Source organism: Streptomyces sp. NPDC051740 (assembly GCF_044453165.1).
In the GTDB taxonomy this organism is placed as follows: Bacteria; Actinomycetota; Actinomycetes; order Streptomycetales; family Streptomycetaceae; genus Streptomyces; species Streptomyces atrovirens.
Genome location: NZ_JBITCL010000020.1, coordinates 1 through 22155 on the forward strand (window position 1 = coordinate 1; position 22155 = coordinate 22155).

25 protein-coding genes and 1 tRNA gene are annotated in these 22155 nt (G+C 71.3%); 17 read left to right on the plus strand and 9 right to left on the minus strand.

The window, feature by feature from the left end; translation table 11 throughout:
* Positions 1 to 241: 241 nt before the first annotated feature.
* Positions 242 to 781, minus strand: a complete 540-nt coding sequence (locus ACIA6T_RS27540) for a 5-formyltetrahydrofolate cyclo-ligase (RefSeq protein WP_399449166.1) — start codon at positions 779 to 781, stop codon at positions 242 to 244.
* 167 nt (positions 782 to 948) lie between these two features.
* On the opposite strand from ACIA6T_RS27540, the gene galU reads away from it, so the two are divergent.
* The 7 genes from galU (at position 949) to ACIA6T_RS27575 (ending at position 6500) form a co-directional block, all read left to right on the plus strand.
* Entirely contained in the window at positions 949 to 1860 is a 912-nt protein-coding gene (gene galU / locus ACIA6T_RS27545; protein ID WP_399449167.1) for a UTP--glucose-1-phosphate uridylyltransferase GalU, read from the plus strand.
* Positions 1857 to 3179, plus strand: coding sequence for a gephyrin-like molybdotransferase Glp (gene glp / locus ACIA6T_RS27550; protein WP_399449168.1), 1323 nt, complete (start codon positions 1857 to 1859; stop codon positions 3177 to 3179). The genes galU and glp overlap by 4 nt, the downstream gene beginning before the upstream one ends.
* An 86-nt stretch (positions 3180 to 3265) precedes the next feature.
* The gene (gene moaC, locus ACIA6T_RS27555; RefSeq protein WP_399449169.1) at positions 3266 to 3787 is read left to right on the plus strand and encodes a cyclic pyranopterin monophosphate synthase MoaC; all 522 of its coding nucleotides are present in this window, start codon (positions 3266 to 3268) and stop codon (positions 3785 to 3787) included.
* Positions 3784 to 4326 carry a molybdenum cofactor biosynthesis protein B gene (locus tag ACIA6T_RS27560; RefSeq protein ID WP_399449170.1) on the plus strand — a complete coding sequence of 181 codons (543 nt, stop codon included), beginning with the start codon at positions 3784 to 3786 and terminating at the stop codon, positions 4324 to 4326. The genes moaC and ACIA6T_RS27560 overlap by 4 nt, the downstream gene beginning before the upstream one ends.
* Before the next feature lie 26 nt (positions 4327 to 4352).
* The gene (locus ACIA6T_RS27565) at positions 4353 to 4991 is read left to right on the plus strand and encodes a GNAT family N-acetyltransferase (protein WP_399449171.1); all 639 of its coding nucleotides are present in this window, start codon (positions 4353 to 4355) and stop codon (positions 4989 to 4991) included.
* Between the two features lie 172 nt (positions 4992 to 5163).
* Positions 5164 to 6366, plus strand: a complete 1203-nt coding sequence (gene glpR / locus ACIA6T_RS27570) for a gephyrin-like molybdotransferase receptor GlpR (RefSeq protein ID WP_399449172.1) — start codon at positions 5164 to 5166, stop codon at positions 6364 to 6366.
* A 60-nt stretch (positions 6367 to 6426) separates the two neighbouring features.
* A tRNA-Ala gene (locus ACIA6T_RS27575) sits at positions 6427 to 6500 on the plus strand.
* Positions 6501 to 6597: 97 nt separating this feature from the next.
* On the opposite strand, the gene ACIA6T_RS27580 is transcribed toward ACIA6T_RS27575, so the two are convergent.
* The 4 genes from ACIA6T_RS27580 to ACIA6T_RS27595 form a co-directional block, all read right to left on the minus strand.
* The gene (locus ACIA6T_RS27580; protein WP_399449173.1) at positions 6598 to 6957 is read right to left on the minus strand and encodes a hypothetical protein; all 360 of its coding nucleotides are present in this window, start codon (positions 6955 to 6957) and stop codon (positions 6598 to 6600) included.
* The gene (locus ACIA6T_RS27585) at positions 6954 to 7433 is read right to left on the minus strand and encodes a hypothetical protein (protein ID WP_399449175.1); all 480 of its coding nucleotides are present in this window, start codon (positions 7431 to 7433) and stop codon (positions 6954 to 6956) included. The genes ACIA6T_RS27580 and ACIA6T_RS27585 overlap by 4 nt, the downstream gene beginning before the upstream one ends.
* Positions 7434 to 7561: 128 nt before the next feature.
* Positions 7562 to 8842: a ricin-type beta-trefoil lectin domain protein gene (locus ACIA6T_RS27590; RefSeq protein WP_399449176.1), complete on the minus strand. Its 1281-nt coding sequence runs from the start codon at positions 8840 to 8842 to the stop codon at positions 7562 to 7564.
* A gap of 314 nt (positions 8843 to 9156) precedes the next feature.
* On the minus strand, positions 9157 to 9450 hold the full coding sequence (locus tag ACIA6T_RS27595) for a GntR family transcriptional regulator (protein ID WP_399449177.1): 294 nt from the start codon (positions 9448 to 9450) through the stop codon (positions 9157 to 9159).
* A 170-nt stretch (positions 9451 to 9620) separates the two neighbouring features.
* On the opposite strand from ACIA6T_RS27595, the gene ACIA6T_RS27600 reads away from it, so the two are divergent.
* Genes ACIA6T_RS27600 through ACIA6T_RS27615 form a run of 4 tightly spaced genes read left to right on the plus strand, consistent with a single transcriptional unit; the run spans position 9621 to position 10988 of the window.
* Positions 9621 to 9869: a hypothetical protein gene (locus tag ACIA6T_RS27600; protein ID WP_399449178.1), complete on the plus strand. Its 249-nt coding sequence runs from the start codon at positions 9621 to 9623 to the stop codon at positions 9867 to 9869.
* A complete protein-coding gene (locus tag ACIA6T_RS27605) occupies positions 9869 to 10210 on the plus strand; it encodes a hypothetical protein (protein ID WP_399449276.1) in 342 nt (113 codons plus the stop codon). Before ACIA6T_RS27600 ends, ACIA6T_RS27605 begins: the two co-directional genes overlap by 1 nt.
* A complete protein-coding gene (locus ACIA6T_RS27610; RefSeq protein WP_399449179.1) occupies positions 10207 to 10668 on the plus strand; it encodes a DUF6247 family protein in 462 nt (153 codons plus the stop codon). Before ACIA6T_RS27605 ends, ACIA6T_RS27610 begins: the two co-directional genes overlap by 4 nt.
* The gene (locus ACIA6T_RS27615; protein ID WP_399449180.1) at positions 10665 to 10988 is read left to right on the plus strand and encodes a hypothetical protein; all 324 of its coding nucleotides are present in this window, start codon (positions 10665 to 10667) and stop codon (positions 10986 to 10988) included. Before ACIA6T_RS27610 ends, ACIA6T_RS27615 begins: the two co-directional genes overlap by 4 nt.
* Before the next feature lie 13 nt (positions 10989 to 11001).
* On the opposite strand, the gene ACIA6T_RS27620 is transcribed toward ACIA6T_RS27615, so the two are convergent.
* Complete coding sequence (locus tag ACIA6T_RS27620; protein ID WP_399449181.1) at positions 11002 to 11478, minus strand: GNAT family N-acetyltransferase; 477 nt, start codon at positions 11476 to 11478, stop codon at positions 11002 to 11004.
* A 50-nt stretch (positions 11479 to 11528) separates the two neighbouring features.
* Between ACIA6T_RS27620 and ACIA6T_RS27625 the strand changes: the two genes are divergently transcribed.
* Positions 11529 to 12332, plus strand: coding sequence for an exodeoxyribonuclease III (locus ACIA6T_RS27625; RefSeq protein WP_399449182.1), 804 nt, complete (start codon positions 11529 to 11531; stop codon positions 12330 to 12332).
* An 85-nt stretch (positions 12333 to 12417) separates the two neighbouring features.
* Here the strand turns inward: ACIA6T_RS27625 and ACIA6T_RS27630 are convergent, their stop codons facing one another.
* Positions 12418 to 13308 carry a recombinase family protein gene (locus ACIA6T_RS27630; protein ID WP_399449183.1) on the minus strand — a complete coding sequence of 297 codons (891 nt, stop codon included), beginning with the start codon at positions 13306 to 13308 and terminating at the stop codon, positions 12418 to 12420.
* A gap of 241 nt (positions 13309 to 13549) precedes the next feature.
* Positions 13550 to 14179, minus strand: a complete 630-nt coding sequence (locus ACIA6T_RS27635) for a MerR family transcriptional regulator (protein WP_399449277.1) — start codon at positions 14177 to 14179, stop codon at positions 13550 to 13552.
* Between the two features lie 177 nt (positions 14180 to 14356).
* Between ACIA6T_RS27635 and ACIA6T_RS27640 the strand changes: the two genes are divergently transcribed.
* The 4 genes from ACIA6T_RS27640 (at position 14357) to ACIA6T_RS27655 (ending at position 17976) form a co-directional block, all read left to right on the plus strand.
* On the plus strand, positions 14357 to 15895 hold the full coding sequence (locus ACIA6T_RS27640) for a flavin-containing monooxygenase (RefSeq protein ID WP_399449184.1): 1539 nt from the start codon (positions 14357 to 14359) through the stop codon (positions 15893 to 15895).
* A complete protein-coding gene (locus ACIA6T_RS27645; protein WP_399449185.1) occupies positions 15892 to 16821 on the plus strand; it encodes an alpha/beta fold hydrolase in 930 nt (309 codons plus the stop codon). The genes ACIA6T_RS27640 and ACIA6T_RS27645 overlap by 4 nt, the downstream gene beginning before the upstream one ends.
* Positions 16818 to 17702, plus strand: coding sequence for an SDR family oxidoreductase (locus ACIA6T_RS27650; protein WP_399449186.1), 885 nt, complete (start codon positions 16818 to 16820; stop codon positions 17700 to 17702). Before ACIA6T_RS27645 ends, ACIA6T_RS27650 begins: the two co-directional genes overlap by 4 nt.
* 76 nt (positions 17703 to 17778) lie before the next feature.
* The gene (locus ACIA6T_RS27655) at positions 17779 to 17976 is read left to right on the plus strand and encodes a hypothetical protein (protein ID WP_399449187.1); all 198 of its coding nucleotides are present in this window, start codon (positions 17779 to 17781) and stop codon (positions 17974 to 17976) included.
* A 109-nt stretch (positions 17977 to 18085) separates the two neighbouring features.
* On the opposite strand, the gene ACIA6T_RS27660 is transcribed toward ACIA6T_RS27655, so the two are convergent.
* Positions 18086 to 21334: a S41 family peptidase gene (locus ACIA6T_RS27660; RefSeq protein WP_399449188.1), complete on the minus strand. Its 3249-nt coding sequence runs from the start codon at positions 21332 to 21334 to the stop codon at positions 18086 to 18088.
* Between the two features lie 174 nt (positions 21335 to 21508).
* On the opposite strand from ACIA6T_RS27660, the gene ACIA6T_RS27665 reads away from it, so the two are divergent.
* On the plus strand, positions 21509 to 22108 hold the full coding sequence (locus tag ACIA6T_RS27665) for a TetR/AcrR family transcriptional regulator (protein ID WP_399449189.1): 600 nt from the start codon (positions 21509 to 21511) through the stop codon (positions 22106 to 22108).
* Positions 22109 to 22155 lie beyond the last annotated feature (47 nt).

Here is a 22155-nt window from a genome sequence, read left to right on the forward strand (position 1 = left end):
CCCTGCTGCTCACCGTCAACGGTGTCGCGGCCGGCCTGCGCAACACCGGCTGACCCGCCGGAAAGAAGGGGTGGGCCCCCCCCCCGGAGGGCCGGGGGCCCCCCGTGTTCGGTTGGGGGAGCGCGAAAACAGGACCCAAACCCCCCCCCCCCCCCCCCCCCCCCCCCCCCCCCCCCCCCCCCCCCCCCCCCCCCCCCCCCCCCCCCCCCCCCCCCCCCCCCGCTTCCGCGTGTGCGGGGGCTCAGCCGAACCGGCGTACCCCCGACGGTGTCACCACCGCGTGCACCGGCCGGTCGTGCGGCTCGGCGGGGACGCGCGCGACGACCTCCGTGTCGTACAGCAGCACCACCAGCGCCGGACGCGCGCCCGCGCGGTCCAGCCGGGCGAGGACACGGTCGTAGGAGCCGCCGCCGCGTCCCAGGCGCGTCCCGCGCGTGTCGACGGCGAGGCCCGGCAGCAGCACGACGTCCGCCTCCGTGACGGCGTCCGGTCCGAGAAGCGGCCCCGAGGGCTCGAAAAGCGCCATCTTCGCGCCGTGCCGCACCCGTGTGAGCGAGTCCTCGCCCTCGTACACCCCCCAGTCCAGGTCGTTGTCGGGCAGCAGCGCGGGCAGCAGTACGCGTGCGCCCCGCGCGCGCAGCGCGTCGAGCAGCGCGAGCGTGCCGGGCTCGCCCCCCACGGAGACGTACGCCGCCACCGTGCGCGCGTGCGCCAGTTCGGGCAGTCCGAGTGCCTGCCGGGCCAGCGCGGTCGCGGATTCCCGCACGTCATCCGCCGTCAACCCGTTCCTCACCGTGAGGAGCTCTCGACGCCATGCCCGCTTGTCAAGATCGCTCGGACCTTCCGCGTGTTTCAAATCTGTCCCCGTACCGTTCCAATGTGCTCATATGAGAAGTAATTAATCGGAGCCCCAGATTCACTGCAAAGGGGCCCGATATGGTGGCGGACATGTCTCAGTCACACCCTCGGATCAGCAAGGCTGTCATCCCCGCAGCCGGTCTCGGCACCCGGTTCCTGCCGGCCACCAAGGCCACTCCCAAGGAGATGCTGCCGGTCGTCGACAAGCCGGCGATCCAGTACGTGGTCGAAGAGGCCGTCTCCGCCGGTCTCGACGACGTCCTCATGGTGACGGGCCGCAACAAGCGCCCCCTGGAGGACCACTTCGACCGCAACTACGAGCTGGAGTCCGCCCTCCAGAAGAAGGGCGACGCCGACCGCCTCGCCAAGGTCCAGGAGTCCAGCGACCTGGCCACCATGCACTACGTCCGCCAGGGCGACCCCAAGGGCCTCGGCCACGCCGTGCTGTGCGCCGCCCCGCACGTCGGCGACGAGCCCTTCGCCGTCCTCCTCGGCGACGACCTGATCGACCCGCGCGACCCCCTGCTCCAGCGCATGATCGAGGTCCAGCAGCAGCACGGCGGCAGCGTCGTCGCGCTCATGGAGGTGGCCCCCGAGCAGATCCACCTCTACGGCTCCGCCGCGGTCGAGGCCACCGCGGACTCCGACGTCGTCAAGGTCACCGGTCTGGTCGAGAAGCCCGCCGCCGAGGACGCGCCCTCGAACTACGCCGTCATCGGCCGCTACGTCCTCGACCCCGCCGTCTTCGGCATACTGCGCAAGACCGAGCCCGGACGCGGCGGCGAGATCCAGCTCACCGACGCCCTCCAGCAGCTCGCGACGGACGAGAAGGCCGGCGGCCCGGTGCACGGTGTCGTCTTCGAGGGCCGCCGCTATGACACCGGCGACCGCGGCGACTACCTGCGTGCCATTGTCCGACTCGCGTGCGAACGTGAGGACCTGGGCCCGGACTTCCGGACCTGGCTCCAGCGATACGTCACCGAGGAGATGCAGCAACGTTGAGCACCGCCGCGCCCCGCACCGCAGGCCCGGACCACCTCTGGTCGGTGGACGAGCACCTGGACGACATCCTCGCGACCGTCCGGCCCCTCGAACCCATCGAGCTGCACCTCCTCGACGCCCAGGGCTGCGTCCTGGTCGAGGACGTCACGGTGCCGGTCTCCCTGCCCCCGTTCGACAACAGCTCCATGGACGGGTACGCGGTGCGGGTCGCGGACGTCGCCGGCGCGAGCGAACGGTACCCGGCGGCCCTCGAGGTCGTCGGGGACGTCGCCGCCGGCGCGGCCGGCCTCCTCCACGTCGGCCCCGGCCAGGCCGCCCGCATCATGACCGGCGCCCCGCTCCCGCCCGGCGCCGAGACCGTCGTCCCCGTCGAGTGGACCGACGGCGGGCTCGGCGAGGGCCCGGCCACCGGGATGCGCGCCCGCAGCCTCGCCCCCGAGGGCGCCACCGGGCAGGTGAACGTGTACCGCCCGGCCGAGGCACGCGCGCACGTGCGCGCCCAGGGCAGCGACGTCAAGGCCGGTGACCGCGCCCTGGCGGCCGGCACCGTCCTCGGCCCGCCGCAGATCTCCCTGCTGGCCGCCATCGGCCGCGGCACGGTACGCGTGCGCCCGCGCCCGCGCGTGGTGGTGCTCTCCACCGGCAGCGAACTCGTCCAGCCCGACGAGGAACTGCGCCCCGGTCAGATCTACGACTCCAACAGCTTCGCCCTCACCGCCGCCGCGCGGGACGCCGGCGCGATCGCCTACCGCGTGGGCGCCGTCGCCGACGACGCCACGACCCTGCGGGACACCATCGAGGACCAGCTGGTGCGCGCCGACCTGATGGTCACCACCGGCGGCGTGAGCGTCGGGGCGTACGACGTCGTCAAGGAGGCGCTGTCGTACGCCGGGGACGAGGACGAGCCCGGCAGCGGCGTCGACTTCCGCAAGCTCGCCATGCAGCCGGGCAAGCCCCAGGGCTTCGGCTCCATCGGCCCCGACCACACCCCGCTGCTGGCCCTGCCCGGCAACCCGGTCTCCAGTTACGTCTCCTTCGAGCTGTTCGTCCGTCCCGCCATCCGCACCCTGATGGGCCTGACGGACGTCCACCGGCCGAGGGTCCGCGCGAAGCTCACCGCGGACCGGGCGCTGACCTCTCCCAAGGACCGCCGCCAGTTCCTGCGCGGCCGGTACGCCGACGGCACGGTGACCCCGGTCGGCGGCGCCGGCTCCCACCTCGTGGCGGCCCTCGCGCAGGCGAACGCGCTGATCGTCGTCCCCGAGGACGCCGAGTCCGTCGCGCCCGGCACCGAGGTCGAGGTGGTCCTGCTCGGCTGAGCGCGACCGGTTGGCGGTACCGTGTCGCGCACAGCAGGCCCGTGCGCCGCACCGCGACGGGCCAGGACCGGGAGCACCACACGATCATGACCGTGCCTTCCCGGGGGGAGACCCCCGGACCCTCCGAATCCTCCGAGCAGTCCCGTCTGACCCACATCGACGAGGCGGGCGCCGCCCGCATGGTCGACGTGTCGGGCAAGGACGTCACCGCGCGCACCGCGCGGGCCACCGGCCGCGTCCTCGTCTCACCGCGTGTGATCGAGCTGCTGCGCGGCGAGGGCGTCCCCAAGGGTGACGCGCTGGCCACCGCGCGCATCGCGGGCATCATGGGCGCCAAGCGCACCCCCGATCTGATCCCGCTCTGTCACCCGTTGTCGGTGTCCGGTGTGAAACTGGACCTGTCGGTCGCGGACGACGCCGTGGAGATCGCGGCGACCGTGAAGACGACGGACCGTACGGGCGTCGAGATGGAGGCGCTCACCGCGGTCTCCGTCGCCGCGCTCACCGTGATCGACATGGTCAAGGCGGTCGACAAGGAGGCGGTCATCACGGACGTACGGGTCGAGGGGAAGACGGGCGGCAAGTCGGGCGACTGGAGCCGGGCATGACTCTCGACGCTTCGGCCGGCGGCGCGCTGCCCGCTCCGTACAGCGCGCTGGTGGTCACCGCCTCCAACCGGGCCGCCGCCGGCGTCTACGAGGACAAGGGCGGCCCGCTGATCGCGGAGGGGCTGCGGCGCTTCGGCTTCGCGGTCGACGGCCCGCGGGTCGTCCCCGACGGCGACCCCGTGGAGGCCGCCCTGCGCGCGGGCGCCGACGCCGGGTACGACGTCGTCGTCACCACCGGCGGCACCGGCATCTCACCCACCGACCGCACCCCCGAGGCGACCCGCCGGGTCATCGACCGCGAGGTCCCCGGCATCGCGGAGGCCATCCGGGCGTACGGCCGCGACAAGGTGCCCACCGCCGCCCTCTCCCGGGGCCTCGCCGGGGTCGCGGGCTCCACGCTGATCGTCAACCTGCCCGGCTCCACCGGTGGGGTGAAGGACGGTCTCGCCGTCCTGGAGCCGCTGCTGAAGCACGCCGTGGACCAGCTGCGCGGCGGGGACCACCCGAGACCGGACACCACGGGCGGGGGTGCGAGCTGAACAGCCCACACTGGCCGGTCGAGCTGGTGGACGGCGACATCGTCCTCCGGCCGATAAGGCTGCGCGACCAGAAGGCCTGGCGCGAGGTCAACCGCCGCAACCGCGACTGGCTGCGGCCCTGGGAGGCGACGATCCCGCCGCCCACGCCCAGCGGCCCGGTCACCCACCGGCCGACCTACCGTCAGATGGTCCGCCATCTGCGCTCCGAGGCCAACGCGGGCCGGATGCTGCCGTTCGTCATCGAGTACCAGGGCCGTCTCGTCGGCCAGTTGACGGTCGCCGGGATCACCTGGGGCTCGATGTGCTCGGGCCACGTCGGCTACTGGGTGGACGAGTCGGTGGCCGGCCGCGGAGTGATGCCGACGGCCGTGGCGATGGTCGTGGACCACTGTTTCCGCGCCGTCGGACTGCACCGCGTCGAGGTCTGCATTCGCCCCGAGAACGGGCCGAGCCGCAGGGTCGTGGAGAAACTCGGATTCCGCGAGGAGGGCCTGCGCCCGCGATATCTGCACATCGACGGCGCCTGGCGCGACCACCTCGTCTTCGCGCTCACGGCGGAGGAGGTCCCCGACGGTTTGCTCGCCCGGTGGCGCCGGGCACGTTCCCAGGGGCGGTCCGGCCACGAGCGGCGTAATCCGGGAATCCCGCACGGCCCCGGAAATTGAATAAACGTTCGAATTTGAGCGGAAGGTGACCGCCTTCAGGCGTGGAATTCCCGCTTTGAGGGGGTCCCTGATCGCGCCGGTCACAAGAAAAGTTCGAAATATCAGCCAGATCGTGCGACACACCGGCCCAATTGGCGGATGGCCCCGTGCAAACCCCTCTACCGTGTGAGATGTGAGCAGCAGCGGCCTCATCTACGCAGTCATCGTCGGGGCCTGGGCCGCCTACTTGGTGCCGATGTGGCTCCGTAGGCAGGACGAGCTGAACGAGGCCCGTCCGACGGAACGCTTCAGCACCGCCATCCGATTGCTGTCCGGACGGGCGGGCATGGAGCGCCGGTACGCCAAGGACCTGCGGGCGCGCTCCGCCGACGAGGGGGAGTACGACGTCCACGACCCGGACGCGGTCACCGACACGGTGGACGTCCGGGCCTTCGCCGTGTCCCAGACCCGTCCGCAGACCCAGGCGCCCGTACCGTCGCTCCCCGAGGAGCGGCCGGAACCGGCACCTGCCCGTCCTCCGCGTGAGCACGCGGACGGGCGGACGCCCGGACCGGCCGCCGCGCGGGGACACGTCCCGGCCGCCCGCCGCGGACCGGACGCCCAGCGGGCACAGGCGGCACAGGCCGCCGCCGCGCGCGCCCAGCGCTCCAAGGCGCTCGCCCGACGCCGGCGCACCACCACGATGCTCTTCGCCGCCTTCACGCTCGGCGCGATCGTCGCGGCGGTCGGCGGACTGGCCTTCCTCTGGGCGCCCGGCGTGCCTGCCGTACTGCTGAGCGCGTACATCGCCTACCTCCGCTCCCAGGAGCGCCGCCGCTTCGCCTACCAGATGGACCGCCGCCAGGCCGAGGTCGCCGCGCAGCGGCTGCGCGAGCGGGAGCGCCAGCCGCGCCGCCGCCCGTCCGTCGAGGACGCCGACCCCGACGAACCGGAGGGACCGGAAGCGGGAGTCGACGTCGACCCGGGCATGACCGCGCTCGCCGCGGACCGGCGCGCGCTCGTCGAGCAGACCGACCACGCCGAGTGGGTCGACCAGCAGCGCGAGCGGCAGCGGCGGCCCGGCCAGGGCGGCGACAGCTGGGACCCGGTCCCGGTACCGCTCCCGACGTACGTGACCGCCCCGGTCGCCCCCCGTGCCACGGGCGACGTGGACCTGGGCGCCCCGGACACCTGGAGCTCGGCCCGCTCCAGCGCCGTACCGGCGGACGAGGCACAGGGCCCGGCCGACGAAGCGGACCCGGACCCGGCCGCCCCCGCCGACGACCGCAGCGACGCCCGCCGGGCCGCCTCGGCCCGCCGCTCCCGCGAACGCGGCCGCACCCCCCTCTTCGACCAGTACGAGGACGGCGACCGCCCGAAGGCCGCCAACGAGTAGTGCCGGGCCGACGGATTTCCGGGCACCCCGATCGGGATGCTAAAGTTTCACTCGTTGCAAGGGCCTGTGGCGCAGTCCGGTAGCGCACCTCGTTCGCATCGAGGGGGCCAGGGGTTCAAATCCCCTCAGGTCCACTGCACAGTTGGAAGCCCTCGCCGAGAAATCGGCGGGGGCTTCTTCGTGTTGCTCGAGGGCCGCCCTCATGGCTCCGTGGCAGTCGTCACATGAACGTCAACGGCGGTCCGTGGCCCGAGGGTGACCGGTACTGGCGAAGGTGATCCAGCATGTTGCCCGGGCGATGTCCGGGAGATACCAGACACGACCGCCGCCGGTGACCTCGATCTGCCGTTGCTCGCAGGTCTGCCCGCGATGAGTACCGTGTGCCAGGCTGCCCTTGAGCCGATGGTGCCGGGGTGACTCCACGGCCGGCCTGGGCGTGGTCCGCATGGCGAGCCAGGCGCGGTAGGTGTTCTCACGGGCCTGCTGGGCCAGGCTCTCCCAGCCCTTGGCCGAGGCGGCGTCCGCGAAGCGGACCTCCCAGTGCCCCTCTGGTGCCGGAGGCGCGACTCGGTCGCCGAGGCCCGCCGTCATGCGGCGTCCCGCGGGTCGGGCACCGGCCCGTAATCCTCACCGTGATCCCTGGTCAACGCGGCCAGAAGCTCGGGATCCGAGTGGACCTCCGCCGTGTGCTGCCAGGCGGTGAGCAATTGGGCGACGGAGGCGCTGTTGCCGAGTGAGTCGGCGGCCCGCATGGTGTCGACCAGTTCGACGGCGAAGGCGTGGAGGTCGGACTCCGGCAGGAACCGGACCCAGGGAAAGGCGTCCGGCAGTATGTCGAGGAGTAGTTCCGTACTCCCCGGTTCCCGGCGTGTCATCGCGGCGAGCATCCGAGTGGCTGCGGATACGACAGTCTGATCCTGCTCGGCCCGTGCCGCGGTGGTGAGGACCAGATCCTCGCCGTCCCTGCGGTGCAGCAGCAGACGTGGCGACTCCTTCAGCCGGGCCAGCGTCTGTTTGTTCTTGTTCACCAGCTCGGAGAAGTTCACGGCGGCGTTGTCAGCGCTCATGACTTCGAAAGTACTTTGAAAGTGAGGCCTGCGCTATCGGCCAAAAGAGGGGGAGCGCCGGCCGACCGGATGCCGAAAGCCCCCGGCTCGGGATCGAGCCGGGGGCGTGGTGTCGGTGGACCGTGAGGTCAGGCGACCGTCCACTTCTGGTGGGCGGCGCCGGTGCACGTCCAGATCCGCAGGGGCGTGCCGTCGGCGGAGGAGCCGCCCTTGACGTCCAGGCACTTGTCCGCACCGATGTTGGTCAGGTCGCGGGCGGAGGTGTAGGCCCACTGCTGGGCCTTGGTGCCGTTGCAGGTGTAGAGCTGCACGGGCGTCCCGTCCGCGGTGGAGGCGTCCCGGACGTCGAGGCACTTGCCGAGGGCGCGTAGGGTGCCGTCGCTGCCCAGGGTCCATTTCTGCGCGTCGACGCCGGTGCAGTCGTGCAGCTGGATCGGGGTCCCGTCCGCGGTCGAGGCACCGGCGACATCGACGCACATGTCGCCGATGCCCTTGATGGAGCCGGTCCTGGTGGTGCCGCCGTTCCCGGAGGAGCCGCCGGAGGCGGAGACGCGTACGTAGTCGATGGTCATCGTCTGCGGGAACGCGGTGCCGGCGTTCGGGCTGCCGGGCCAGTCGCCGCCGACGGCGAGGTTGAGGATGAGGAAGAACGGGTGGTCGTAGACCCACTTCCTGCCGCCGAGATCGGCAGGGGTGCGGGTCTGGTAGGTGGTGCCGTCGACGGACCAGGTGATCTTCTCGGGGCTCCAGTCGACCGCGAAGACGTGGAAGCCGTCGGCGAAGGCCGCGCCGCCCGGGAGCGTGTACGCGGCGCCGATGCCACCGCCACCGGAGTAGCCGGGGCCGTGGACGGTGCCGTGGACGATCCCGGGTTCGTAACCGACGTTCTCCATGATGTCGATCTCGCCGCTGTTGGGCCATCCAGCCGTGCCCAGGTCGTCGCCGAGCATCCAGAACGCGGGCCACATGCCCTGACCGCGGGGCACCTTGATACGTGCCTCGAAGTGACCGTAGGCCTGGGTGAAGGTCTGGGCGGTGTTGAGGCGGGCGGAGGTGTACTGGCAGGTGCCGTACCAGCACTGGAGCCCGGTGTCGGTGTTCTTGCGGGCGGTGATGACGAGGTTGCCGTCGCCGTCGAGGGCGGCGTTGTCCCTGCTGTCGCGGTAGTACTGCAGCTCGTGGTTCCCGTTGCCGCTGCCGCCGGTCTCCAGCGTCCACTTGCCGGGGTCCGGGGAGCTGCCGGCCGGGCCTTCGAACTCGTCGGACCAGGTCAGTGCGGTGGGGGTGGCGGCGTCGGCCCGGTCGGCGGACGGTCCCGTGGTGAGGAAGGCGAAGGCGGCGACGACCGCGGCGGAGACCAGCAGGACGAACCCGCCGAGCGACCACCGGCGTGCGCGGTGAGCGGCCATGGGTGAACACACCTTGTCTGTGGGGAAGTTCCGTGGGGGAGCCCCGATGCTACGGACGGTTGACGGTGCAACCAACTGCCCGGTTTGCGCTTCAAGCAGCCCTGACCTGCGGTTACTTGACGCCATAAGGTCTTCGGCTGATCGCTTAATGAGCGGTTAAGGCCGACTTAAGCGGGCGGAGGAGGAACGGGTCGACGCCACAGCCCGGCGATCCGCCGGGAGATCACGTACCCGCGGTCGTCGACGCGCCGAAAGGTGCCCGCTCCGGGCAGGGGTGGCTCCGGACGACGAGGCGTTCATCGCAGCGGAGGTCCTCAGCCGGCGGTCCCGTCCTCGCTTCCGGGTGCCTCGGAAGGTGCTTCGGGGCGGACGAAGGTTCCTTTGACGGGGACGGTGATAAGCAGTCCCTGATCCCGTAGGTCGCGGATGGCCCGGCGGACGGTGTTGACCGCTACGCCGTACTCCTCCGCAAGGTCGCGCTCTCCGGCGAGACGTGCGCCCACGGGAAGGCGCCCCGTTTGAATCTGCTCGGCGATGTGGTGTGCCACCTGCAGGTACACGTACACGTGACTCGTCGGGTCGGGTCGCCACTCACGTTTGTCGGCCATAACCGCACGCTAAAGCGGTGCTTAACAGGCGGCCACGTACGGGTGCAGTTGTCTGCTACCTATTGCACCCCAGTGCTTGCTAATGCAGAGTAGTCTCGAAGCAATGAAAAGACCCCGGCGAGGTGGCCAGACCTCCCGGGGCGCGGCCAACGCTGACAAGGAGCGTCGACATGCATGACCTTATCCGCCGTATCGCTCGGTGGCTGGACCTTCTCTTCGGCCCCGGAACCGGAACCCACCGCGCGGGCGACCCCCGCCCCGTCAACGTCACCATCCGCCCCACCGAGTCCGTCCGCCTCCCCTTCCGCCGTTCCCCGTACTGCCGGCACCTTCCGCTCGACGGAGCCGAGTCCCGGCTCGTTCGCCCGTACCTGGACCCCGACCAGTACGTCGTCGGGGCGGGGAGGGCGGCCGCGTGATGGAGTCGACCCCCTCGCTGAGGCTGCTGCCCTGGTCCTCGCTGGAAGGAAAGCCCTGCTTCCTCGTCAACGGCGGCGAGGGCGGATACGTCTCGCGGCTGGCCGACGAGACGGAGGCACGGCAGTTGGCCGACGGCCTGGAGATGCTCGGCCGCGCTCGACGGGTGCTGGACGATCCTCTGTCCCCGAACGTCGAGGTGTGCTACACCGCCGTCCGGCTCACCGAGTGCCTGGCGGACGCACTGCGCGTCGCGGAGTCCCGGGGCCGGCGCCTGTCCTCGTCGGACGCACGTGGCACCGGGAGCATCGTCAACAGTGGGACGGGTGGAGCGTGTTCATGAGTCTCCAGGCCGTGCGGTGGGCCGGTATCGAACGGCTCACCCGGGTCGTCGGGGAGGGCTATCGTCGTAGGCACGGCGCACCGAAGGAGCACGAAGGAGTACACCCGGTCATTTCCGCACACGCAGCAGAACCCACGCCGGCCGTCCCGCCCATGCCCGAGCGGAACCCCAAGGCGCTGCGTGCTGCCATCGCTCAGCACGCTCCCCAGCTTCTTCCGGACTTCGACGAGCACTGGAAGCGGGCGATCGCCGACACCTTCGACATCGGCCCTCTGCCCGCGTTCATGGCCCGCTGGTGGGGTGAGTACGCGATTGCCCGTGACCCGGACCTCGATGCCCATATGGCCGATCTTCATCACCGCGCGACAGAGTCCACCGACATCGCCGAGTCCGTGGCCCTTTTCGAAGAGGCGTCGAGGATCCGCTACCGGGTGCGGGACATGGAGCCCGGTCAGTGACCGACGAGTTCATGGGACCGCCTTGGCAGATGGACTGGCGGCTCGACGCCCTGGCCGACCGCGACGGCCTGCCGGAGCTCACGCAGAAGATGGTGGACGAAGCCCGTGCCGAACTGGTCACCGCGGAAGATCCGTACTTCCGTGGGATCGACGCCGATGCCGGCCTCCCGAAGAACGTGTACGTCGAACCGGTACGGTCCACCGACCCCAAGGGGTCGCACATCCTGTACTTCGACAACCATCGGGCGTGGCTGATCTACACCTTCGTTCGCCGCGCCAAGGATCCCCGGATCATCGCGGAAGAGGTCTTCTGGCAATGACCCGGCGCCGGTCTCAGAGCGTCTTCGCGTAGCAGCGGCTGTCCTCGTGGAAGCGGTAGTAGCCGAACTTCTCGCAGGGCTCGTAGCCGCTGGAGGTGTACAGGGCGATGGCCTCCGGCTGCTTGGTGCCGGTCTCCAGGACCATGCGGGTGCGGCCGGCCGCGCGGGCGTCCTCCTCCAGGGCGGCCAGGATGCGGCGGGCCAGGCCCCGGCCGCGCATCTGCTCGGTCACGTACATGCGCTTGAGCTCGGCGTCGCCGTCGCGGTTGCCCTCGTCGTTGGCGTCCTGGACGCGCCAGCCGCCGGAGGCCACGGGGACGTCGGACTCGTCGTAGGCGATCAGGTAGGTGCCGTTGGGAGGCCTGAAGTCCGCCGGGTCCATGGGGGTGGCGTCGCCGCCGTCGCCGTAGCGGACGTGGTACTCGGCCTGGACTTCGGCGTCCAGTTTCACGGCGTCGGGGTGGTCGTAGGGGACCGGGCGGATATCCATGCCCAGAACCGTAAAACATGCCCGGACCTGGAGTGTCGTATCGTGCCCTGATGCTCACTGTGACCTCCGTCAACGTCAATGGACTGCGGGCCGCCGCCAAGAAGGGCTTCGTGGAGTGGCTGGCCGGGACCCCCGCCGATGTGCTGTGCCTGCAGGAGGTGCGGGCGGAGGCGAAGCAGCTTCCGGAGCAGGTGCGGGAGCCCGAGGGGTGGTACGTGACGCACGCGCCCGCCGCTGCCAAGGGGCGTGCGGGGGTGTCCCTGTACTCCCGGCGTGAGCCCGAGCGTGTTCAGGTGGGGTTCGGGTCGGACGAGTTCGACGACAGTGGGCGGTACGTGGAAATCGACCTGCCCGGTGTGACCGTCGCCTCGCTGTACCTGCCGTCCGGGGATGTCGGGACCGAGCGGCAGGACGAGAAGGTCCGGTTCATGGACCAGTTCCTCGTCCACCTGAAGGAGCTGCGCGAGCGGGCCGCCGCCGACGGGCGGGAGGTCGTCGTCTGTGGGGACTGGAACATCGCCCACGAGAAGGCCGACCTGAAGAACTGGCGTGGGAACACCAAGAGTTCAGGGTTCCTTCCGGAGGAGCGGGAGTGGCTGTCCCGGGTGTTCGATCCGAACGACGGCGGGTACGTCGACGTCGTGCGGGCGCTGCATCCGGACACGGAGGGGCCGTACTCCTGGTGGTCCTATAGGGGGCGGGCTTTCGACAATGACACCGGATGGAGGATTGACCTGGCTGTCGCGACGCCAGGGCTTGCCGCGCGTGCGGTCAAGGGGTTCGTCGAGCGGGCTGCCAGCCATGAAGCACGGTGGTCGGACCATGCGCCGGTGACGGTGGTCTTCGACGCGTGACCGTCTCGGTGTGAGCACGCGGAGTGTGGCGAGTGCTCACACCGAGCACCGGTGACTCAGCGGTTCGGCCGTGCGCCATCGCCGATCACGAAGGACAACGGATCCTGCGGTGGCTGCCGGTGGAGCGTGATCGCAGCAGGTCCTGCAGGCTGTCGAATTCCGCCTGGGTGAGCAGGGGCGGACCGATCAGCACCGGTGTGCCATCGGGGTCGCGAACAGTCCGGCCCTGATGGACTCGATGCCCCATCAGTGAAGGGCTGCGCAACACTTTGGAGAGAGTGCCGGACGTCCAGCGGAATCGCTCGAAGTCGCGCCCGTGGCGGCGGCCTCCCATGGGGCGCCCTTGAAGCTGGGCATGGCGGTCTCGTGGCACTGGTACGCCCGTGTCGTTGAGCTGGCGCGCGATGGTGATCAGGGACAGTCCCGAGCGCACATCGTCGACGATTGCTCGGACGATGACGGCGGAGCCAGGATCGGGTGTCAGACACCAGCCGCTACCCGAGGGGTGGGGCGACTTCTGGTAGCCAAACGGAACCAGACCGCCTCCGTAGCGGCCAACCATGCGCAGCGCCTCATGACTGCTGGTGAGCCGGGAGGAAAGTGTGCGGGCTTCCTGTTCGGCGACCTGGGCCAGGTCCATGCAGCGCCGGGCTGATGAGCTGTCCGCCTGCGGTGACAGCACGAGGGGACTGTCACCGTCCGGGTTGCCGAAGACGAGAGTTCGGGCATGCTTCTGCCCCCATGCGATCAACTCGGCCATGTGGGCCACGGACCGGACGGCGCGGTCCACGTGGGACCACACGATGGCCTCGTAGGCGTCAGGTTGCTGCAGCCAAGTCGACAGGGACGGCCGTTCGAACGGCGATGTGCTGCGGGCCGAGACACCGAGATCTGCTGTCTCGGCGATCAGCGTGAATCCGAGCTGTTCGGCGCACAGTCGGACCGTACCGCGCTGTCGTTCCGGCGATGTGGTCACGTTTGTGAGTCGGCTGAGGCGCAGGGCTGCGAGGGCTCTGGGCCGCTCGGCGGAGAATACGGGACGCGAAGGTCGCGGAGCCGGTCGGTGGTTACGCTTGGGCATGTCGGCACTCCTCGACAGTGTCGGCCGCACCCCGGGGCTGGTGGAACAGTCGCCGGGGCCTTTCGTTCTCACTGTCGGAGTGCGAACTGGCTTCCGTCCGCCAATTCCCGGAATACACCCCGATGGAGTGAAGGGCTTACGAGGGTTCAGCCTGCTTGCGCAGGCGCCGGTCCAGGGCCAGGGACAGTTCCGCGTCGACCACGCTGCGGGCCAGCGGGCGCAGGCGGTGGAGGGACTCCTCCGGGGCGTGGCGGAGGATCAGGCCGGCGAAGAGGTCGGCCAGGGCGTCGGCGTGGGTGCGGACCTCCGCGCCGGCGCGGAGCACCTCCGCGAGCGGGATGCCCTCGCGGACCAGGGCCGACGACACGTCCAGCAGGCGCCGGCTGATGTGGACGATCTCCTCGCCGTCGACGCCGAGGTAGCCGAGGTCCAGCGCGGCGGCCAGGTTCTCCGGGGTGACCTCGCCGGCGAAGTGGTCGGCGAGTTCCTCGGGGGTGAGGCGGACGGGGACCTCGTCGGTGGGGGTGTCCATGCCGAGGAGTTCGCCGACGTCGCGGCCGTGGTCGAAGGCCTCGGCGAGTTCCGCTATGCCGTTCAGGTTGTGGCCGCGTTCCAGCAGCGCCGTGATCGTGCGCAGACGGGCCAGGTGGTGGTCGTCGTACCAGGCGATACGGCCCTCGCGGCGCGGTGGCGGGATCAGCTTGCGCTCGCGGTAGAAGCGCAGCGTGCGCACCGTGATGCCGGCCAGCCGGGCCAGCTCGTCCATGCGGTACTCGCGCCGCTCACCGGGTCCTTCGCTCTCTTCTGCCACGCCTGAAGCCTAGGGCGTACCGGCGGTAACTTTCCTCGCGTGCCCCCTACCCATCAGTACGGAGCTGCTCTACGCTCCCCATTGCGCCAGTGTTCACTGGCGGAGTTCTGAGCGATGCGTGGAGGCTTCGGGATGGCCGAGCACGAGCACGAGCACGAACAAGGGCACGAGCATGTACGGGTGGCGGTGGTCGGGTCCGGGTTCGGCGGGCTCGGGGCCGCCGTGCGGCTGCGGCGCGAGGGGATCACCGACTTCGTCGTCCTGGAGCGGGCGGGCGGTGTCGGCGGCACCTGGCGCGACAACAGCTACCCCGGCTGCGCCTGCGACGTGCCGTCGCACCTGTACTCGTTCTCCTTCGCGCCCAATCCCGACTGGCCCCGCTCCTTCTCCGGGCAGCGGCACATCCGCGCCTACCTGGAGCACGTCACCGACGTCTTCGGGCTGCGGCCCCACATCCGCCTCGACTCGGAGGTGAAGCGGATGGTGTGGGACAGCGAACGGGTGCGGTGGGAGATCGAGACCAGCAGCGGGAACCTCAGCGCGGATGTGGTGGTGTCCGCCACCGGGCCGCTGTCCGAACCCAGGCTGCCGGACATCCCCGGCCTCGACACCTTCCCCGGCAAGGTGTTCCACTCCGCCCAGTGGGACCACGACTACGACCTGCGCGGCAAGCGGGTCGCCATGGTCGGCACCGGGGCGTCCGCGATCCAGATCGTGCCCTCCATCCAGCCGCTCGTGTCGCGGCTGACGCTGTTCCAGCGCACCCCCGCCTGGGTCCTGCCCCGCGTCGACCGGCCCATCAGCGGTGCCGAGCGCGCCCTGCACCGGGCGCTGCCCGTCACCACCAAGCTGCGCCGCGGACTGCTCTGGGGCATCAGGGAGTTGCAGGTCCAGGCGTTCACCAAGCACCCCGGCGAGCTCGGCTTCGTCGAGCAGCTGGCCAAGCGGAACATGGCCCGCGCCATCAAGGACCCGGCCCTGCGCGCCAGGCTCACCCCCGACTACCGCATCGGCTGCAAGCGGATCCTGCTGTCCAGCACCTACTATCCGGCGCTCGCGCAGCCCAACGTCGACGTCGTCGCGAGCGGTCTGAGCGAGATCCGCGGGTCCACCGTCGTCGGTGCCGACGGGAGCGAGGCCGAGGTCGACGCGATCGTCTTCGGGACCGGGTTCCACGTCACCGACATGCCCATCGCGGAGCGGGTCGTCGGCGCCGAGGGGAAGACCCTCGCCGAGAGCTGGGCGGGCGGGATGCAGTCCCTGCGCGGTGCGGCCGCCGCCGGGTTCCCCAACTGGATGACGATCATCGGGCCCAACACCGGCCTCGGGAACTCCTCCATGATCCTGATGATCGAGTCCCAGCTGAACTACCTCGCCGACTACATGCGGCAGCTGGACGTCCTGGGCGGCCGGGTCGCCCTCGACGCCCGCCCCAGCGCCGTACGCGCCTGGAACCACCGGGTGCAGGAGCGGATGAAGCGCACGGTGTGGAACACCGGCGGCTGCACCAGCTGGTACCTCGACGAGAGCGGGCGCAACACCACCATCTGGCCCGGTACGACGAGCGAGTTCCGGCGTGAGACCCGGCGGGTCGACCTCGCCGAGTACGCCGTCCTGCGGGCGCACCCCAACACCGTGGTCACCCAGGAGAACGCCGAGGTGACCGCGTGAGCCGCCGCACCCACGTCACCTCCGGGCCGTACGCCCCGCCCGCCGCCGCCCGTGAACTGACCGCCCTCTCCGCCGACGGCGCCCGGCTGCACGTCGAGGTGCACGGCCCCGAGGAGGCGCCGGCGGTCGTCCTCGCCCACGGCTGGACCTGCTCGACCGCGTTCTGGGCGGCGCAGATCCGGGAACTGGCCGCCGACCACCGGGTCATCGCCTACGACCAGCGCGGCCACGGACGCACCCCCGCGAGCCCGGCGTGCGGCACCGACGCGCTCGCCGACGACCTCGAAGCCGTACTCACCGCCACCCTCGCGCCCGGCGAACAGGCCGTGGTCGCCGGGCACTCCATGGGCGGGATGACGGTGATGGCCGCCGCCACGAGGCCCGCGTTCCGCGCGCACGTGGCCGCCGTCCTGCTGTGCAGCACCGGCAGTTCGCGGCTGGTCGCCGAGTCGACGGTGCTGCCGATACGGGCGGGCCGGGCGCGGACCTGGCTGACCGGGCACATCCTCGGCTCCCGGGCCCCGCTCGGGCCGGTCACCCCGCTCGCCCGCCGGATCCTCAAGTACGCCACGATGGGCCCCGCCTCCGCCCCGGACATGGTCGAGGCGTGCGCCCGTATCGTGCACGCCTGCCCGCGCGCGGTGCGCCACGCCTGGTCGCACGTGCTCGACGGGCTCGATCTCGACCACGGACTAGCCGAGTTGCGGGTACCGGTCGAGATCGTCGTCGGCGGCGCGGACCGGCTCACCCCGCCGGTGCACGCCCGGTCGCTCGCCGCCGCGCTGCCGAACTGCCTCGGCGTCACCGAGCTGCCCGGCATCGGCCACATGACCCCCGTCGAGGCGCCCGGCCTGGTCACCGGGAGGATCCGCGCCCTGGCCGCCGCCCACATCAACCCCGTACCCGCCGTCGAGGAGAGCGCATGAGCAGGGTCAGTCTCGAAGGAAGGGTCGCCGTCGTCACCGGAGCGGCGCGCGGGGTCGGGGAGTTGCTGGCCCGCAAGCTCTCCGCGCGCGGGGTGAAGGTGGCGCTCGTCGGGCTGGAGCCGGACGCGCTCAAGGACGTCTCCGCGCGGCTGCACAGCGACAGCGACCACTGGTACGCGGACGTCACCGACCACGAGGCGATGGCCAAGGTCGCCGAGGAGGTCCGGGAGCGGTTCGGCCGGGTCGACATCGTGGTCGCCAACGCCGGTGTGGCGACGGGCGGTCCGTTCACCGAATCCGATCCGGAGTCCTGGCGGCGGGTGATCGAGGTGAACCTGATCGGATCGGCGGTCACCGCGCGGGCGTTCCTGCCGCTGCTCGCCGAGAGCCGCGGCTATCTGCTCCAGATAGCCTCCCTCGCCGCGATCACCCCGGCGCCGATGATGACGGCGTACTGCGCCTCCAAGTCCGGTGTGGAGGCGTACGCGCACGCGCTGCGCGCCGAAGTCGGCCACCGGGGCGTGAAGGTGGGCGTCGGCTATCTGTCGTGGACCGACACCGACATGGTGCGCGGGGCCGATCAGGACGACGTGATGCGGGAGTTGCGGCAGCGGCTGCCGTGGCCGTCGAACAAGACCTATCCGCTGGGGCCCGCGGTGGACCGGCTGGTGGCCGGCATCGAGCGGCGGGCGAGCCATGTGTACGGGCAGTGGTGGCTGCGCGGGATGCAGGGCGTGCGCGGCTGCCTGCCCGCGGTCATCGGGACGGTGGGGCAGCGGGAGATGCGGCGCTTCGGGGACCGGCTCGCGGGCGTCCGCACGGGGTTGGTCGGGGCGGGCGGCGACGCCGATGAGCAGCACCGGAACACGGTGCGTGACTGATCGACATGCGTGGGGTGACGGGGCGTGTGAATCTGATCGGGCAAGTTCCCCCACCCCACAACGGGAGTGAACCCACATGGGTATGAAGGATCAGTTCCAGGAGAAGTCCGAGCAGTTCCAGCAGCAGGCCAAGCAGCGTGCCCAGCAGGGCAAGGAGCAGATGCAGGGCCGTGGCCGCCGGCGGGACGAGGGCATGGACGAGCAGCACCGCCAGCGGGAGCCCCGGGAGCCCCGGGAGTCCGAGGAGCGCTTCGACCAGGACTACGACGTCTGACGTCGAGCGGCGAAGACGTCCGAAGACGATCGAAGACGCTTGAGGACGTCTGAACGCGTCGTGCGCTGAAGCGGAAGGGGTGCCCCATGGCGAAGGGGGCACCCCTTCCTCACGTCCGGGGCGGCAGCTTCGGCCGGGAGCGGTCGGGCAGGTCGCGGTAGGCCGGGGGCGTCGCCGGGGGTTCGGCCTCCAGCAGCTCCAGGGCGAGCCGTACCGCGTCGTCGAGCACCGCGTACCGGCCCTCGGCCCAGTCCAGCGGGGTGCGCAGCGCCTCCAGGTCGGGGGCGACGCCCTTGTTCTCCACGGACCAGCCGTACGCGTCGAACCAGGCCGCGTTCATCGGCACCGTGATCACCGTGCCGTCGCCGAGCCGGTGCCGGCCGGTCATGCCGACCACCCCGCCCCAGGTGCGCTGGCCCACCACCGGGCCCAGCTCCAGCAGTTTGAACGCGGCGGTGATCATGTCGCCGTCGGAGCTGGTCGCCTCGTCCGCGAGCGCCACGAGCGGTCCGCGCGGGGCGTTGGAGGCGTACGACACGGGCTGGGCGTCGCGGGTGAGGTCCCAGCCGATGATGGTGCGGGTCAGCTTCTCCACGACGAGTTCGCTGATGTGGCCGCCGGCGTTGCCGCGCACGTCCACGATCAGCGCGGGGCGGGACATCTCCATGCGCACGTCGCGGTTGAACTGGGCCCAGCCGGAGCCGCCCATGTCGGGGATGTGCAGGTAGCCACAGCGGCCACCGCTCAACTCCCGCACCACCGCGCGGCGTTTGGCGACCCAGTCCTGGTAGCGCAGCGGCGTCTCGTCGACGAGCGGGACGACGGCGACCCGGCGGGGCGGGCCCTCTGCCGGAAGGAAGGTCAGCTCCACGGTCGTACCGCCCGCGCCCGCGAGCAGCGGGTAGGGGCCGGTGACCGGGTCCACCGGGCGGCCGTCGACGTGGGTGAGGACCGCGCCCTCGCGGATGCCGGTGCCGGCCAGCGGGGAGCGGGCGCGGGAGTCGGAGGAGTCGCCGGGCAGGATCCGCTTGACGGTCCAGCCCTGCTCCCTCGGGACGAGGTTGGCGCCGAGCAGGCCCTGGCGGCGCTGGTAGTGCGGGGGTCCCTCGTTGCGGCGGGCGGCGGTGACGTAGGCGTGGGAGGTGCCGAGTTCGCCGAGGACCTCGCGCAGCAGGTCCGCGAAGTCGTCGGGGGAGGCGACCCGTTCGACCAGCGGACGGTACTGCTCCAGGATCGCGTCCCAGTCGATGCCGCCCATGCCGGGTTCCCAGAAGTAGGCGCGGATCAGCCGTCCGGCCTCCGCGTAGGCCTGGCGCCACTCGGCGGCCGGGTCGGCCTCGTGCAGGATGCGGCGGGCGTCGATCCACACCGTGGAGTCGCTGTCGCCGGGCTCGGTGGCGGGCACCGCGCGCAGCTCACCCTCGTCGACCACGACCAGCCGGGTGCCGTCGCCGCTGACCGCGAAGAAGTCGAGGTCGCCGACGAGTTCGGACCTCTTCGCCTTGCCGATGTTGAAGTGTTCCAGCGTGGGCCGGCCGCTGGTGTCACCGGGGTTGGCGAAGGTCTCGCCGAGCGCGCCGGAGATCGGCCAGCGCAGCCAGACAAGACCGCAGCCCGCGACCGGGTACAGCCCCGAGTACTTGGAGGCGGAGACCGGGAAGGGCGTGACCCTGCTCTCCAGGCCCTCCGCCTCGACGGTCACCGTGCCGGCCTCGCCGCCCTCCTCGGCGTCCTCGCGCTCGACCGGGTCCAGCCCGCCGGCGGCCGGGCGGCCCTCGGGGTTCAGGGCGAACGGGGAGGGGGTCGCCGACGACAGCGGCACCAGATAGGGGCGGCAGCCCAGCGGGAACGACAGGTCTCCGGTGTGCACGTCGTACACCGGGTCGAAGCCGCGCCAGGAGAGGAAGGCGAGATAGCGGCCGTCGAGGGTGAAGACCGGGTTCTCGTCCTCGAAGCGGCCGTTGGTGACGTCGAGCACCAGCAGGTCCTTGATCCGGGCGAGTTTGATCTGCCGCAGCGACCGCCCGATCACCGGGTGGGACCAGGCCAGCCAGGCCCCGTCGGGGGAGAACGCGAGGTCGCGCACCGGCCCGTTGCCGGAGTGGATCAGCTCGGTGACCTCTCCTTGGCCCTCCTCGTCGGTGTCGACCAGCAGCAGCCGTCCGTCGTGCGCGGCGACGGCCAGCCGCTGCCCGTCGGGGTCGGCGACCATCTCCAGCACCCGGCCCAGCTTCCCGGCGGCCAGCCGCCGGGGGGCGCGCTGGCCGGTGGCCCGGGGCAGGGAGGCGATCTCGACGGCGTCCTCGCCCTCGGCGTCCGTCACGTACGCCACCTGGTCGCCCGCGCCGAGCATCTCCGGGAGCCTGACCCGTACGCCCGGGGTGTCGGTGAGGGTGCGCGCGGGACCGTCGCGGTGGGTGAGCCAGTACAGGCTGCCGCGTACGACGACGGCGCTCGCGCGGCCGGTCTCGTCGACCGAGATGCCGTCGAGGTGGCGGGCGGCGGGCACCTGGTAGGGGCGCCGCCCGGAGCGCGGCCCGCTCAGCGTCACGTCGAGCCGGCGCGGGGTGGCGCCGGGGGACAGGTCGTCCACGAGCCACAGGTCGCCGGCGCACTGGTAGACGACCCGGGTGCCGTCGCCGGCGGCGTGCCGGGCGTAGAAGGCGTCGTGGTCGGTGTGGCGGCGCAGGTCGGAGCCGTCGTACGCGCACGAGTAGAGGTTGCCGACACCCTCGTGGTCGGAGAGGAAGGCGATCCGGCCGGCGACGAACATGGGGGAGTGCAGATGGCCGTCGAGGCCGTCGAGGAGCCGGTGTCCGTGCAGCCAGAGCCTGCCCGTGGCGCCGCCCCGGTAGCGCTTCCAGGAGGCCGGTTCGTGCGGCGGGGTGCCGGTGAGCAGCAGCGACTTGCGCTCGCCTTCGATGTCGGCGACCTGGATGTCGGAGACCGGGCCCCACGGCAGTTTGCGGCCGGGGCTGCCGTCGCAGGCGAGTTTGTAGGCCCAGGTGAAGTAGGAGAAGGGCTCGCCGTGCGAGGCGACGGCGAGGATCTCGGCGTGGCCCTCCTCGTCGGGGGGTGCCCAGCCGCAGACCCGGGTGTCGGAGCTGCCCCAGTAGGTGAGGCGCCGGCCCGGTCCGCCGTCCACCGGGACCAGGTGCACCTCGGGGTCGAGGCTGCGCCAGCTCGTGTACGCGATGTGGCGGCCGTCGGGGGAGAAGCGGGGGTGGCCGAGCTTGGTGCGGTCGACGGTGAGCCGCCAGGCGCGGCCCGGTCCGTCGAGCGGGGAGAGCCAGAGGTCGTCCTCGGCCACGAAGCACAGCAGGTCGTCCTTGAGGTGGGGCAGACGCAGATAGCTCACCTCTCCCATGCTTTGCCGGGGCCCCGGGCCCGGCAACTTATAAGAAAGCGACAACCGTGACGCAGACCACGAACGAAACCGTTTCGTTTCGCTAGGGGGTGGAGTACCTTCGTCTTGTACGAAACCGTGTCGTTTCTTTGACGCGGTGGGCGCCGGAGCGGAAAGGTGAGCGGTATGAGTGAAACAGCGACGACGCGTCGCAGCCGGATCACCCCCGAGCGCGAGGCCGAGCTGTACGGCGCCGTGCTCGCCCTGCTCCGCGAGGTCGGCTACGACGCCGTCACCATGGACGCCGTGGCCGCCCGCACCCGGTCCAGCAAGGCCACCCTCTACCGTCAGTGGGGCGGCAAGGCCGAGCTGGTGGTGAGAGCGATGCGCAGCCAGAAGCCGGGCGGCATCGCCGACATCGACACCGGGTCCCTGCGCGGCGACCTGCACGCCGTCGTCGGCCGTGAGGACGACTGCGTCATGGAGCAGAACGCCGCCCTGATGCGCGCGCTCGCCATGGCCGTGCACATGAACGACGATCTCCGCCAGGCGTTCAAGGAGCTCCTGGTCGAACCGGAGATGGAGGAGTTCCGGCGGATGATCCGGCGCGCGGTCGACCGGGGCGAGATCGGCCCGGACAACCCGGCGCTGGACTACATGGTGCACATGCTCGTCGGCGCGTTCGCCACCCGGACGCTGATCGACGACCTGCCGCCCACGCGGGAGTTCCTCACCTCGTACATCGACGCCGTGGTGCTCCCCGCCCTCGGCGTGACCCCTCACTGACCGTCCCCACGGTCAGCCGTCACCACCTGACGTCACCGCTCACGTCG